Raw genomic sequence first — 14,028 nt, forward strand, 5'->3', positions numbered from 1 at the left:
TGTGTCACGCTCCTGTGAGTCGGGCAAGGGCGACATCCATGGCCCGGGCCGGCAGTTCGATCAGCCTTGGCGTTTCGGTAAACAGAAGGGCGGCTTTCACCTCGCGCCCGGGATAAAGCGGCTGCAGCAGCGCGCGATAGAGCGCCAACTGCAAAAGATAGGCCGGGGGAACCTCGGCAAGAGAGGCGGGCGCCGGCCGGTTGGTCTTGTAGTCGACGATCGAAATCGTGTCCGCTGTCACCGCCAGCCGGTCGATCTTGCCGGAAATCGAGCGCGTTTTGCCCCTCACCTCCAGGCTGCCCATGATCGCCACCTCGGCGCGCGAGGAGGGCGCGAACAATTGGCCGAGGCTCGGGTCGTCGAGGATGGCGATGACCGATGCCAGGGCCTTGTCCCGCTCCGACGGCGGCCATGCGGCACCCGTTCGCGCGAGATAACGCTCGGCGGCACCTTGGCGTTCACCCTCGGCAATGCCGGGCAGCATCTGCAGCAGCTTGTGCAAAGCCAGCCCACGCAGCACGGCAAAGCTCGGTTCGGCGTCGGCGTCCAGCACCGGCGAAGCCTTGTCGATGACCGCTTCCTTGCCTTCATCGATCAGCGCCGAGGCGCCGGATGGCGACAGCGGCCGCGGCAGGTCCTCGAAGGGCGGCAAGGGGCGGAACAGCGTCCCCGGCAGCGGACCGAAAGCATCGGCCCGCCGCGCCTGTTCATCGGCGCTCGCCGCGACGGGCGGCAGCTTGGTGACGTGGAAACGGTGCACCGGCTCGCCGCCGGCGGGATGCGCGCGCTGTTCGCTTTCCGGCGCGCCGGTGAGCGCGCGACTGACGATCGAATGCCAGGTGCCGGTGCTTGGTGCCCGCTTGCCGTGATAGCCGCAGACGATCAGCCGGTCCTCGGCGCGGGTCATGCCGACATAGAGCAGCCGGCGGTATTCGTCGTCGGCGAGTTCGCGGGCGCGGGCGGCTGCCGCCTTCGAGAAGCCGTTGGCGACATCGCTGGCCGAACGCCAGAGATAGCCCTTGCCGTCCCAGAAGGTGCCCGAGCCGTCGAACGGCATCAGCCGCGGCAGATGCTGGTCGCTGAACGGGGCGGAGCCGCCATCGACCAGGAACACCACCGGCGCCTCCAGGCCCTTGGCGGCGTGCACGGTCATGACGCGGACCTCGTCGCGGGTCTGGTCCATCTCGCGCTTGATCTCGGGTCCGGCATTTTCCAGCGTCGACAGGAAGGCTTCCAGTCCGGGGAGGCCGGTCCGTTCCTCGGCAAGGCAGAAGCTCAGGAATTCATCGAGAATATCGCCGGCTTCGGGCCCAAGCCGGGCGATCATTTTTCGGCGCACGCCGTCGCGCGCCAGCAGGCCGGCATAGAACTCGAACACCGGCTTGAAGGCGGCCTCGCCAGCCCAGACGTCGAGTTGCGCGACAATCTTCGCCAGGCGCTGGTTTTCTTCGGCATGCTGGCGCAGCGACGTGGCCACAGACAGGCCCGGCGGCCTCTGCGCGGCGAGCGTGAACAGCGTCTCCTCCGGCAGGTCGAAGATCGGGCTGCGCAGCACGGCCGCGAGCGACAGATCGTCCTGCGGCTGGAGCAGGAGATGGCCGAGCGCGATCAGGTCCTTGACCGCGATGTGACCGGGCAGGCTCAGCCGATCGGCGCCGGCAACCGGGATGTCGCGGCGCTTCAAGGCGCGGGTCAGCGCATGGACAAAACTGTCGCGCTTGCGCACCAGCACCAGCACGTCGCCCGGCCGCAGCCGCTTGCCGCGGCCTTCGATGACCTCGCTTTTGCTGATCCAGCCGGCAATGGTCGCCGCGACGTTCTCGGCGACGCGCACCGCCGGCGCATGGGCATGGTCGATGGCCTGCGTCCAGTCGTCGGGTTCGTCGACGACGTCGGCGCCGATCGATGGCCAGACCTCGACATAGCCCGGCGCATCGGTGCGGATCGCCTTGTGGCTCAGCGGATCGGGGTCATGGCTGATGCCGCGCCGCACGAGGGGATCGGCAAAGACGCGGTCGACGGCGGCCAGGACGTCGTCGGTCGAGCGGAACGACCAGGTCAGCTTGAGGTCGGCGAAGGACGCTTCGGCGTCGCGCACCCGGCCGGCGAACAGCAGCCGGCTGTCGGCGAAGGAGTCGGGCGCAGCCCCCTGGAAGGAATAGATCGACTGCTTCTCGTCACCGACGGCGAAGACCGTGCGGTGGACCCGGTCGCGCGCGCTGAAGCCGGCGAAAAATTCCTCCGCCAGCCGCTTCACCACCTCCCATTGATCCGGGCTGGTGTCCTGCGCCTCGTCGAGCAGGATGTGGTCGATGCCCTGGTCGAGCTTGTATTGCACCCAGGGGCCGGCATCGGGCCGCGCCAGGAGGTTGACCGTGCGGGTGATCAGATCGTTGAAGTCGAGGAAGCCGCGGCTGCGCTTCAGCACGTCGTAGCGGGCGATCAGCCAGTCGGCGATGGTCAGTGCCGCGCGTGTGCCTTCCAGCATGCGGAACAGCGCCAGCCGGTCGACGGTTTCGATGATAGCGCTTGCCGTTGAGACATAGCGCTCGGCCAGGTCCGGCAGCCGGTCGGTCAGGGCTTTCTTGAAGGCCTTTGCCGGGTCGTAGGGATCGCCATCGGTCTTGAGGAAGGCTCTGGCCAGCAATTGCAGGCGGCGAATGGGATCGCTCTCGGCGAAAGCCTGGCGCGCATAGGGCAGTATGTTGTTCAGCACCGATCTGGCATCGGTGGATTCGGCGGCCTGGGCGAAGCCGGCGAAATAGTCGGGCAGGAAGCCGGGCAGCGGCCAGGCCGATGCTGCAATCCCGTCGGCGGTCTGGCCAGGGCGGAAATGGAATTCATCGAACAAAGGCTGGAAGCCGTCACGCCCGACCGCGTCGAGGAACTGCCTCAGCCCGTCGCGCTTGCGCACAATCTCGCCGAGCAAGGCATCGAGACCGGCCTCGCCGCCGCGTTCCAGCACGGTGGCGAAGGCGTCGGCCAGGTCCGGGTTGCCGGCAGCCGTGCCGGAGATCATCTCGCGCCGCGCGGCGGCGAAAAGCGATGCCTCCATCTGGCCGTCGAGCATCTCGAAATGGGCCGGAATATTGGCTTCCAGCGGGAACTGGTGGAGCACCGATTCGCAGAAGGCGTGGATGGTCTGGATCTTCAGTCCGCCCGGCGTCTCCAGCGCCTCGGCGAACAGGCGCCGGGCCCGGCGCATGGTGTCGCGGTCGGGCCGCCGCCCTTCAAGCGCCCTGATCTTCGCGGCCAGCTCGGCATCGCCGAGCACCGTCCAGTCCGACAGCGTGGAAAAGACCCGGTTCGACATGTTGGCGGCGGCGGCGCGCGTATAGGTCAGGCACAGGATCTTCGACGGGTCGGTGCCGTTGAGCAGCAGCCGGATGACGCGCTGGGCCAGCACATGGGTCTTGCCGGAGCCGGCATTCGCCGACACCCAGGCCGAATTCTGCGGATCGGCGGCGCTGGCCTGGCTGTTGGCGGTATCGCTCGGGATGGGATAGGCCTTCTTCATGCCTCCCCTCCCTCGTCGCCGGCATCGCCACTGGCCGACCATTCGAGCACACGGGCGAGATGGTCGTAATCGCCATCTGTCTCGCCCTCGCGAAACGGCAGCGCGCGCGACAGATAGCCGGTCTGCGGGTCGGCATAGTGGATCAGCAGCTTTTCCAGCCGCGCCCAAGCCTCTTCGGCAAGATCTGCGGCGGTCCGTGGCTGGCGGTTGTGCTCGAGAATGGACTCCTCGAACACCTCGCCATTCGGCTTCAGCCTGATGAAGGCCAGCTGCGACGGCTCGCGCGCCCCCAGATCCTTGAACGCGCCGCGCCGCAGCAGCGCGCCTTCCAGCGCCAGCTGCGGCGCCAGCAGCGTGTGCGCCTGCGCCTTGGAGGGCGAGGAGCCCGTCTTGTAGTCCAGAATATCGGCCATGCCGCCGGCCAGCAGATCGACGCGGTCGGCATAGCCGGACAGCGTCACGCCGGACTGGCCGACGAGGGTCTTGCCGGCACGCTCCTCGGCATGGCGCCGGACCACCGCATCGGCACGCGTGCGCTCCCATTCGACGATGTTGGCGGCGAGCTTTTCGAAGCGCGGCCACCACACCGCCTCGACATCGGCCGGAAGGGCGGCTTCGGCAAAGCAGGCGCGGCCGGCGGCAATGAGACCGGCCAGCGCGTCGGGTGCGCGCGGATCGGCAACGCGCGACGAGAACAAATGCAGGATGGCGTGGAACAGCGTACCGCGCTCGGCCGCGCCGGGATCACGGATGAGCGCATCGAGCGGCATCAGGCCGAGGATACGTCTGGCATAGACGGCATAGGGATCCCGGCGCAACGTCTCGATCTCGGTGACCGAGAAATGCGTTGGGCGCACCGCCAACGGCGGCTTCGGTTGCGGCCGCGGCGCGAAATCCTGCTTTGGGCCGGTGTCGAGTGCGCGTGCCCAGGCGAGCAGTTCGTCGCCACGCCGGCGCAGGGTTGCCGCCTGGTCGTTGCCGGTGAAGGTAAGTAGCCGCTGCAGCCAGCGCGACGGCACGGCGGGCGCGTCGCCGGAACGCGCCGAGCGGGCCAGAACGACGTGCATCGCGCCCATCGCCATCTGGAAATCATGCGCGGCAAGGCCGATGCGCCGCTCCGGCGGTTCGAGATCGATGCCGGTCTTCATCAGCCGCGACATGAAGCGGTCGCTCTCCGGCTTGCGCGGCCACACGCCTTCGTTGAGCCCGCCAATGACCAGCGTGTCGACATCCTGCAAGCGCGCTTCCAGCGCCCCCCAGATGGCGATGTTCCTGTCGGTGCCTTGCGCCGGCTTGACCGTCTCGGGCGCGATCAGCGCGTTCATCACATCGGGCCACTCGCTGGTAGCGAACGACAGCGATGCCGAAGCGGCGACCAACCCGCGCAGCAGCTCGGCGAGCTTTTCACCGGCATCGCCGGCATAGAGGTCGCCCAGGCCGCCATCGGCGGCGCGCCCGAGGCTTTCCAGGGCCACCACGCTGGCTTTGACCAGCGCGGCAAGATCGGCTTCCGCTTGGTCGCGAAACGCCGAAAGCGGAGCCAGCGCTTCCGTCAGTCGTACGAGGAGGGTTCGAGCATCCTCGATGGAGCGCACGGTGAGACGGGAAAACCAGAAGGGCGGCCGGCTGTCATCGCCGAGGCTCGTCAGTCGGGCCTCGAACAAGTCCGGCAGCGAAACGATGTCGGGGCGACCGGTGCCGCCGCGCAGCGCCACCAGTTCGACCAGTTCCGCCGCGTGGCGCACATCGGCGCGTTCGAGGCCGAGGCCGAGCAGCGGATGCTTGAGCAGCGACAAAAGGCCGACCGGATCGCCCGGCCGGAACACTGCTTCGAGCGCCAGCCGGAGCAGGCTGGCCGCCGGGCTGTTGGCGAGCGGCGTGCCGCCGGAATCGTCGGCGACCACGCCGAAGCGCCTGAGCTCCACCGCAACGCGCCGCGCCAGCGCGCGGTCGCCGGTGACGAGCGCGGCCCTTTGGCCGGGCTGTTCGACGGCCTGCTTAAGCGCGACGGCGATGGCGACGGCTTCGTCGCGCTCACTGGCGGCTTCCAGCAGCGTCACCTCGGCAAAGGCACCGGCAATATCGGACGCCGAAAACCCGCTGCGTGTTTCGGCCCACAATTCGGTGGTCTCGGCCGGCCGCAGCGCCTCGCCGACAAGCGCGGCGCGAAGCGCAAGGTGCGGCTCGGCGGTGCCGATTTCCTCGATATCTGAGCGCAGCACGCCGATCTTGCCGATCAGCCTGGCCAGGCCATATTGCGGGTGGCCAAGCACGGCCGGTCGCGCGCCGGGGGCGACAAGCGCCTGGAAGGACGCTTCGTCCAGCGTCCGGTCGAGCCCGGGCAGCACGATGGCGCCGCCGGGCAGGCGGGCGATCGCCGCAAGCAGCTCCGCCGTCGCCGGGATGGAGCCAGTCGACCCCGCGGCGATGACCGGCCCGGTTGGCGGATTGCGCCGCAGCCGCGCCGCCTCGGAGCGGATCAGCGCGCTGCGATGCGCGGCCGGATTGGAGCGGTCGCTTTCCCTGAGGAATTTCGGCCAGGCATCGGTGACGATGCCGAGGAATTCGAGCGTCACCTGCCACCAGCCGGCAAGGTTGCCGGTCACCAGATCTGCGAGCTTGGTCCAGTCGGTGCCTTCCGTCTCGATCTCGTCCATCAGCCCTGCGAGATCGCGCGCCAGCCAGATTGCGTCGGCGGTGGAGGCCGGGATGACGATTTCCTCGGCGAAAAGCTTGGCCACATGCTCCGGCAACCGGCGTTTCCAGGCACGCACCAGCGGCGTCAGCAGCAACAGGCGTTCGGTCGCCGAGATCGGCGGCGCGAGATCGATCGCCGCCGCTGGCTCGGCCTCGAACAGGGCTTCGTCCTCGTCGAATTCGCCGAGCGGGCGGATGATCGGCAGGATCGCCGAACCGCCGCCGCCGCGTGCCCTCAAGCTGTCGACGAAGACACCGCGCAAGGCGCGCGCGGCGCGGCGCGTCGGCACATAGACGGTGACATCGGCCAGCGCGAGCGGATCGCCGTCGAAACGAAATCCCGGGACCAGGCGACCGGCAAGCAGCGCCTCGGCCAGCGTCGGCAGGAACGGCGCTCCGGGGGGGATAGAGAAAACGCGGCTTGAGCCGCTCATTGCATCTCGGCTAGCGCGCCCGCGACGGCTTCTTCCGCCAGCGGAATGGCATCGGGCGTGCCGACGGTAATCCAGTGGCCGTGCATCGGCATGCCGAACAGCCGGCCGGCGGCGATGGCTTTGTCGAAATAGGCGTTGAGCGAATGCGGTTCGGCCGTTGCATCCTTGAACAGGTGCGGATGAACGATCGCGGCACCGGCATAAATCAGGCCGGCCGGATCGCCTTTCGAGCGCCGCAACGCGCCGTCCGGCGCCACCAGGAAATCGGTGCTGCCACAGTGACCTGTCGCCTGATGGAGATCCGCCAGCATCAGCAGAATATCCATTTTCGCGGCGTCCCACGCAAGGGCAAGCCGGCCGAGATTGAGCGGACCGTGGTCGATCCAGAACGTGTCGGCATTGAGGATGTAGAAGGGTTGCTGGCCCAATTCCGGCAGCGCCTTGACGATGCCGCCGGCCGAATCGAGCAGCCGGTCGCTCTCATCGGAAATGATGATCCGCGGAGCGCTGCGCGCCGCGACATGGGCGACGATCTGCTCGGGAAGATAGTGGACGTTGACCACCGCCTTGGCGACGCCGGCGGCGGCGAGACTGTCGAGCCCCCAGTCGAGCAAGGTCTTGCCGGCGATCCTGACCAGCGGCTTGGGGATCGTATCGGTGATCGGCCGCATGCGCTTGCCGAGCCCGGCGGCAAGGACGATGGCAGTGTTCGGTCTTGTCACAGCGTTCGTTCCTCGAGCAGCCCGTGCGCCTCGTAGAATTCCCGCAGGCTGGCAAGTGCCGGGTGGGACAGCGCCCGGCGCAGATAGTCGCGGATGCGCGGCAGGTGCTTCAAATAATAAGGTTTGCCGTCGCGCTTTTCGAGACGCACGAAAATGCCGAGGATCTTGGAATTGCGCTGTGCGGCCATGATTGCGTAGGCTTCCAGGAAGCTTGCTTCGTCGAAGGCTCCTGCCGCATGGCGCGCCGCGACATAGGCATCGAGCGTTTTCTTCTCGATCTCAGGCGAGATGGTGACACGAGCGTCCATGGCCAGCGAGGCGACGTCATAGGCTGAAGGCCCGATCAGCGCATCCTGGAAGTCGACGACGCCCAGCCGGTCGTGGCCGGCGCGGTCGTCGCGCCAGATGATGTTCGGCGAATGGAAATCGCGCAGCATCAGCGTGTATTCGCTGCCTTGCAGCCGGTCGAAAAGCGCGTTCCATTCCCTGGCGTAGCCCGAGCGCAGATCGTCGCTTGGCGGGCCGCCCGATATCGCCGGCACATACCAGTCGACCAGCAGATCGGCTTCGATCATCATCGCGTCGCGGTCGAAGGGCGGCACCTCGTGGAAGCTGCCGGGTCCGGCTTGCAGGCGCTGCGGCCAGCTCCTGCCATGCATCATGGCCAACAGCTCGGCCGCCGCTGCATAGCGCTCGGCCACCGGCTCGCCGTCCTTGCCGAGAAACCCCTCGGAACCGAGATGTTCGAGCAGCATAAAGCCCTGGTCCTGGTCCTCGGCATGGATTTGCGGAACGCTGACGCCACCGGCCCTCAAGGCGCGGTCGATGGCGACGAAGGCGGTGACCGACTGGGCGGTGTGGGCAATCACGGCATAGGGTTTGCCGTCTCGCACGGCGGGGCCGAGCACCAGCCGCGGCGAGTTCATCAGCACGCGCGGCTCCTGGCCGGCGAGCGTCACGATCTCGTAGGAGCGGGCGGAGGCATCGCCGATGAAATGGCGCCGCCGCGCTTCTCCCCAGCCGGCATTTTCGAGAAAACCGCGCATGGCCAGCGACCGCGCCGCGCGGTCGAAGGCAGTGCCTTGCCCCGACAGCCGCGCCAGCCGGCCCTCGCCATGCTGGACGAGTTCAATCGAGAGCGTCGTCTTCGGCAGATAGTCCTCCGCCCGCTCGGGCCATTCGACCAGGGCAGCCCCTTGCGTCAGCGCCTCGTCGAAGCCGAGTTCGTCGAGCTCGGCTGCCGAGGCCAGGCGGTAAAGGTCGAAATGGTGCACCGGAATGCGCGTGTCGTAGCTCTGCACCAGGGTGAAGGTCGGGCTCGGCACGTCGAGGTTGGCATCATCGGCCAGCGCCCTGATCAGTGCCCGCGCCAATGTCGATTTGCCGGCGCCGAGATCGCCCTTGAGCGCCAGCACGTCGCCGGCGCGCAGGGACAGCGCCAGATCCTCGCCCAGCCGCGCTGTCTGTGTCTCATCCGCGAGCAAACGCTCCAGCACAGGTCCCGTCATCGAGCGCGCTACTCGGCCGCGGCGCGGATGCCCGGCATGTCGGGGAAGGTGCAGATGACGGTCGTGCCCTTGTCCTTGCCGGTTTCGATGCGAACATTGCCGCCATGCAGTTCGACAAAGCTCTTGACGATCGACAGGCCGAGGCCGGCGCCCCGGCGGCGGCCGCCATTGGTGCGCGGTTCGAAGCGGCGGAACACCGAGTCCAGCACGTCCGGCGGCATGCCGGGTCCATCGTCGTGAACGGAAAATTCCACCCCGTCCGCCAGATGGCGGCAGGCAAGCCGGATGGTGCTGGCTTCCGGCGCGTAATTGGCGGCGTTGCTGAGCAGATTGTAGAGGATCTGGCGGATGCGGGTCTCGTCGCCGTGGAACGTCTTCGGCGCGGCAGCGGCATCGACCTCGAGCCGGATCGAATGCTCCTGCAGCCGGTCGGCGACCAGTTCCGCGGCCGCCGCGATGGTGCGGTCGACATGCACCTCGGAAATGTCGAGCTGCATGATGCCGGCATCGACGGTCGCAAGGTCGAGTATGTCGTTGACGATGGTCAGCAGCACCGAGGAGGACGAACTGACATGCTCGACATATTCGCGCTGCTTTTGGTTCAGCGGCCCGGTCGTCGGCAGTGAAAGCAGTTCGGTGAAGCCGATGATGTTGGTCAGCGGCGAACGCAGTTCGTAGGACACGTGCTGGACGAAGTCGTTCTTGAGCTGGTCCGACTTCTCCAACGCCTCGTTCTTGTCCTTCAGCGCACGTTCGACATGCACGCTGTCGGTGACGTCGACGAAGGTCATCATCACTTGCCCGTTGGGCAGCGGGATCACGGCGTAGCGCAGCACCGTGCCGTTGTTGAGCTCGCTCTGGCCGTGCCGGTCGCGGCGTTCGTCGTCGAAACCGGTGATGGCGGCGACGAAGCCCGGCCAGGGGCTGTCGACCGCCTGGCGGTCGCAAAGGTCGCGTATGGTAGAGACGTGCACATTGGGCTTGGCGGCTTCGCCGCTCAATCCCCAGAGCGTCGCAAAGGCCGGGTTCGACAGGCGCAGCCGCCCATCGGGGCCGAACACCGCCACGCCTTCGGCGAGATTGTCGAGCGTTTCGCCCTGGACGCGCACCGCGGTGCGGTAGCGGCTTTCCAGGTCCATCTTTTCGGTCAGGTTCTCGAACACCCAGGTGACCCCGCCCTTGGGCTGCGGGTTGGCGACGACGCGGATGGTTTTGCCGTCGGGCAGATGCCACCAATGTTCCTGCGATTCGACCGCGCGATAGGCGCCGAGCAGGCCTTCCTTCCAGCGGCGCCATTCGGGTTGCTCGGCAATCTTGCCTTCGCTGCGCAGCCGGTCGAGCAAAAGCGCATTGTCGGGCGCGCTGTGCAGGAAGCCGCTGTCCAGGCCCCACAGTTTCTGGAACGCCTGGTTGAAGAAGCGCAGCTTCTCGTCAGTGTCGAAGATGGCGACGGCGGTGTTGAGCTGGTCGAGCGTGTCGGCGTGGCTGCGCACCGTCCGCTCATATTCGCCGCGAATGGTCTCGATGGCGCTGGTGTCGGCGGCAAGGCCGGCCGAACCGTCGGCGCCGGCGAAGTCGGTCACCGCGAAGACGCGGCGGTCGCCTTCGATCACGGTGGAGAGCGACTGCTCGAAGACCGGATGCGTCTTGTGCTGGGCGTCGATTGCCTCGCGTGCCTGGCCCCCGAGGAATTCCTTGGCGTCACGGACGGCGTCTTCCGCGCTTTCGGCTTCGACCGCGTCGGCATAGGCCCGGTTGACCCATTTCAGGCGTCCATGCTCGTCGCGCAGCCATGCCGGCATCTTCAGCGCTTCGAGCAGGCCGATCATCGTGTCGTGGTCGGCGGCCAGCCGCTGGTTGTCGATCTTCAGCCGGGCCTGGCTGCGCTGGGTCTCGGAAAGCGACACAAACCGCACCAGTATGTGCGCGGCGCTCTTGCGGCCATGCACTTCGAGCGGGGCGCCGGCCTGCGATTCGATGACCAGGTCGAAGGGCCTGGCCTTTTCGCGCAAGCCCGCGATGGCGTGCTCGAGCGCCGCCGCCGAGCGCGGCATCAGCCAGCGGCCGAAGGCGAGGAAAGCCGCTCGCTCCTCTGGCGCGCCGCTTTCGACCGGCAATGTGCCGATGAGTTCGGGTTTCTTGTTCTCCGAGGCCCAGACCACCACGCGCTGGTCGCGCAGATTGAGCAGCGCTTCCGAACGGCGCAGCGCCGCATTGACGTCGGCGACACGGCTTCTCAGTTCGACATTCTCCGCCGAGGTGCGGGCCCGTTCGCGGATGAGAACGATGGCCGACAGGAATGCCGCGCCGGTCACGCCGACGAACACGGCAAGCTGCATGACTTCGACCGTATTGATCGACAGGCCGGCGGTGGCCACGGCGGCGCTCTCGGCATGCGCCACCGCGCTGGCCAGGGGGCCGGCCAGCGCGGAACTGGTCAGGAACAGCCCGGCGCGGACACGCCATGAAAGGCGCCCGCCCTGAATGGTCGAGCCTGTGGTCCCCGAATCGTCATGGCCGCCGGAAACGGCCGATCCCGCTCCGTGCGGGTTTTGCCCCGGCATGTCTTGGTCCTCTCCGCCGCCTGAATGCAAGACCGCCCTGATACGCGCTTCTCTTGATCCTCTCGGGCCGGAAGCGTCGCGAATCACCCGACAATAAACCCTCGCCGAATCGGCGTGAAGGCTGATCGCGCGCAAAAATAAAGCCGGGCGAAAAGTCAATCGCCCGGCCTCAATATATGGTAGCAAATTTAGCTTTGGTTAATAGCGGTAGTGTTCCGGCTTGAACGGGCCCTGCGGCGTGACACCGATATAGGCGGCCTGCTCACCCGACAGTTCGGTCAGGCGTGCGCCGAGCTTGTCGAGGTGCAGGCGCGCGACCTTCTCGTCGAGATGCTTGGGCAGGACATAGACCTGGTTCTGGTACTGTTCGCCCTTGGTGAACAGCTCGATCTGGGCCAGCACCTGGTTGGTGAAAGACGCCGACATGACGAAGCTCGGATGGCCGGTGGCGTTGCCGAGATTGAGCAGGCGGCCTTCCGACAGAAGGATCATCCGCTTGCCGTCCGGGAAGGTGATCATGTCGACCTGCGGCTTGACGTTGGTCCATTTCAGGTTGCGCAGCGAGGCGACCTGGATCTCGTTGTCGAAGTGGCCGATATTGCCGACGATCACCATGTCCTTCATCGACCGCATATGGTCGAGGGTGACGACATCCTTGTTGCCGGTGGTGGTGATGACGATGTCGGCGGTCGGAGCCGCGTCTTCCAGCGTCACCACTTCAAAGCCGTCCATCGCCGCCTGCAGCGCGCAGATCGGATCGACCTCGGTGACCTTGACGCGGGCGCCGGCGCCCTTGAGCGAGGCCGACGAGCCCTTGCCGACGTCGCCATAGCCGCAGACGACCGCGACCTTGCCGGCCATCATCGTGTCGGTGCCGCGACGGATGCCGTCGACCAGCGATTCCTTGCAGCCATACTTGTTGTCGAACTTCGACTTGGTGACGGAATCGTTGACGTTGATGGCGGGGAAGGGCAGCAGGCCCTTCTTCTGCAGCTGGTAGAGCCGGTTGACGCCGGTGGTCGTCTCCTCGGTGACGCCGCGGATCGCTGCCTTCTGCTTGGTGAAGAAGCCGGGCGAAGCCTTCAGGCGCTTCTTGACCTGGGCGTAGAAATATTCCTCTTCCTCGCTCTGCGGGTTGGACAGCACGTCCTCGCCGGCCTCGGCGCGGGCGCCGATCAGGATGTACATGGTGGCGTCGCCGCCATCGTCGAGGATCATGTTGGAGAGGCCGCCGTCGGCCCACTGGAAGATCCGGTCGGTGTAGTCCCAGTACTGTTCGAGGCTCTCTCCCTTGACGGCGAAGACCGGAATGCCGGCCTCGGCGATGGCCGCGGCGGCGTGGTCCTGGGTCGAGAAGATGTTGCAGGAGGCCCAGCGGATGTCGGCACCGAGCGCCTTCAGCGTCTCGATCAGCACCGCGGTCTGGATGGTCATGTGCAGCGAGCCGGTGATGCGCGCGCCCTTCAGCGGCTTCTTGGCGCCGAATTCCTCGCGACAGGCCATCAGGCCCGGCATTTCGGTTTCGGCGATATCGAGTTCCTTGCGGCCCCAGCCGGCAAGCGAGATGTCGGCGACCACATAATCCTTGCTACCCGTCATGGTAGTGCTCCCTGCGAATTGTTATGCTGCGAATTGGTTGCGGATGCGCCCGCGCCCGGTCGGCGCGTCGAAGGACGCGAATTGCCGGCCTGACTAGCAGATCAGGCTCAAGTCGACAATGGGATATAAAGAAATCTTTATCCCTGCATGTCCTGCGAGCATGCTTGGGCAGCGTCCGGGATCAGCATTCCTCGCCGAAGCGGGAGGCGACAAGCTGTTCAAGCGCGTCCATGACCTCGAGCGCTTCCGGCCCGCTGGCGGTGACGCGGATCGAGTAGCCCGGGCTGGCCGCCAGCATCATCAGGCCCATGATCGACGTGCCGCCGACCTTGACGCCGTCCTTCTCGACATGGACCGCTGCGTCGAAACCGCTGGCGAGCTGGACGAATTTCGCCGAGGCGCGCGCATGCAGGCCGCGTTGGTTGACGATCGGAAACTCCCGGACGATGTGGTCCTTTTCCGGGGATATCGCGTTCATTTGCTGCTCAGAAGCTGGCTGGCGACATTGATGTATTTGCGCCCGGCGGCCTGCGCCTCGTCGAGCGCGGCGGCCATATTGTCGCCCTTGCGGATCGAGGACAGCTTGATCAGCATCGGCAGGTTCATGCCGGCGATCACCTCGGTGCGGCCGGACTCCATCACCGAAATGGCGAGGTTCGACGGCGTGCCGCCGAACATGTCGGTCAGCACGATGACACCAGCCCCGGTATCGACACGGGCCACGGCGTCGACGATGTCGCGGCGACGCTGTTCCATATCGTCGTCGGCACCGATCGCCACGGTTTCGAAATTGTCTTGTGGCCCGACGACATGTTCGACGGCATGTCGGAACTCGGTGGCCAGTTGACCGTGCGTTACAAGCACGAGTCCGATCATTCTTTGGTGGCTCCCGTCATCGCCGCTTCACAGGCGCATTTTATGTTCGCCAGCCATTCCAGGCGGCGGGAGCGCTATCTTGTCGACGCGCGGCCCGTTGACAAGCCCAAA

At 66.6% G+C, this 14,028-nt stretch carries 8 protein-coding genes; all 8 read right to left on the reverse strand.

Annotated features, from left to right (window positions below):
- Window positions 1–4: 4 nt before the first annotated feature.
- The 8 genes from addA to CK228_RS23555 all read right to left on the reverse strand — a co-directional run bounded on the left by addA (window position 5) and on the right by CK228_RS23555 (window position 13,917).
- On the reverse strand, window positions 5–3,517 hold the full coding sequence (gene addA, locus CK228_RS23520; RefSeq protein WP_095789411.1) for a double-strand break repair helicase AddA: 3,513 nt from the start codon (window positions 3,515–3,517) through the stop codon (window positions 5–7).
- Window positions 3,514–6,648, reverse strand: coding sequence for a double-strand break repair protein AddB (gene addB / locus CK228_RS23525; RefSeq protein WP_095789412.1), 3,135 nt, complete (start codon window positions 6,646–6,648; stop codon window positions 3,514–3,516). Before addB ends, addA begins: the two co-directional genes overlap by 4 nt.
- The gene (locus tag CK228_RS23530) at window positions 6,645–7,370 is read right to left on the reverse strand and encodes a nucleotidyltransferase family protein (RefSeq protein ID WP_280951040.1); all 726 of its coding nucleotides are present in this window, start codon (window positions 7,368–7,370) and stop codon (window positions 6,645–6,647) included. Before CK228_RS23530 ends, addB begins: the two co-directional genes overlap by 4 nt.
- A complete protein-coding gene (gene tsaE / locus CK228_RS23535) occupies window positions 7,367–8,878 on the reverse strand; it encodes a tRNA (adenosine(37)-N6)-threonylcarbamoyltransferase complex ATPase subunit type 1 TsaE (RefSeq protein WP_095789413.1) in 1,512 nt (503 codons plus the stop codon). Before tsaE ends, CK228_RS23530 begins: the two co-directional genes overlap by 4 nt.
- An 8-nt stretch (window positions 8,879–8,886) precedes the next feature.
- Window positions 8,887–11,442 carry a PAS domain-containing sensor histidine kinase gene (locus CK228_RS23540; protein ID WP_095789414.1) on the reverse strand — a complete coding sequence of 852 codons (2,556 nt, stop codon included), beginning with the start codon at window positions 11,440–11,442 and terminating at the stop codon, window positions 8,887–8,889.
- A 198-nt stretch (window positions 11,443–11,640) separates the two neighbouring features.
- On the reverse strand, window positions 11,641–13,041 hold the full coding sequence (gene ahcY, locus CK228_RS23545; RefSeq protein ID WP_010912937.1) for an adenosylhomocysteinase: 1,401 nt from the start codon (window positions 13,039–13,041) through the stop codon (window positions 11,641–11,643).
- A gap of 181 nt (window positions 13,042–13,222) precedes the next feature.
- Window positions 13,223–13,519 carry an HPr family phosphocarrier protein gene (locus tag CK228_RS23550; protein ID WP_095771540.1) on the reverse strand — a complete coding sequence of 99 codons (297 nt, stop codon included), beginning with the start codon at window positions 13,517–13,519 and terminating at the stop codon, window positions 13,223–13,225.
- Window positions 13,516–13,917 carry a PTS sugar transporter subunit IIA gene (locus CK228_RS23555; protein WP_010912939.1) on the reverse strand — a complete coding sequence of 134 codons (402 nt, stop codon included), beginning with the start codon at window positions 13,915–13,917 and terminating at the stop codon, window positions 13,516–13,518. Before CK228_RS23555 ends, CK228_RS23550 begins: the two co-directional genes overlap by 4 nt.
- Window positions 13,918–14,028 lie beyond the last annotated feature (111 nt).

The sequence above is a fragment of the Mesorhizobium sp. WSM4312 genome (genome assembly GCF_002294875.1).
Lineage (GTDB): Bacteria > Pseudomonadota > Alphaproteobacteria > Rhizobiales > Rhizobiaceae > Mesorhizobium.

What these genes read in the sequence shown, in the direction of transcription:
- addA (WP_095789411.1), bottom strand. Translation starts at nt 3,517, where the DNA reads ATGAAGAAGGCCTATCCCATCCCGAGCGATACCGCCAACAGCCAGGCC.
- CK228_RS23540 (WP_095789414.1), bottom strand. Translation starts at nt 11,442, where the DNA reads ATGCCGGGGCAAAACCCGCACGGAGCGGGATCGGCCGTTTCCGGCGGC.
- addB (WP_095789412.1), bottom strand. Translation starts at nt 6,648, where the DNA reads ATGAGCGGCTCAAGCCGCGTTTTCTCTATCCCCCCCGGAGCGCCGTTC.
- CK228_RS23555 (WP_010912939.1), bottom strand. Translation starts at nt 13,917, where the DNA reads ATGATCGGACTCGTGCTTGTAACGCACGGTCAACTGGCCACCGAGTTC.
- CK228_RS23550 (WP_095771540.1), bottom strand. Translation starts at nt 13,519, where the DNA reads ATGAACGCGATATCCCCGGAAAAGGACCACATCGTCCGGGAGTTTCCG.
- tsaE (WP_095789413.1), bottom strand. Translation starts at nt 8,878, where the DNA reads ATGACGGGACCTGTGCTGGAGCGTTTGCTCGCGGATGAGACACAGACA.
- ahcY (WP_010912937.1), bottom strand. Translation starts at nt 13,041, where the DNA reads ATGACGGGTAGCAAGGATTATGTGGTCGCCGACATCTCGCTTGCCGGC.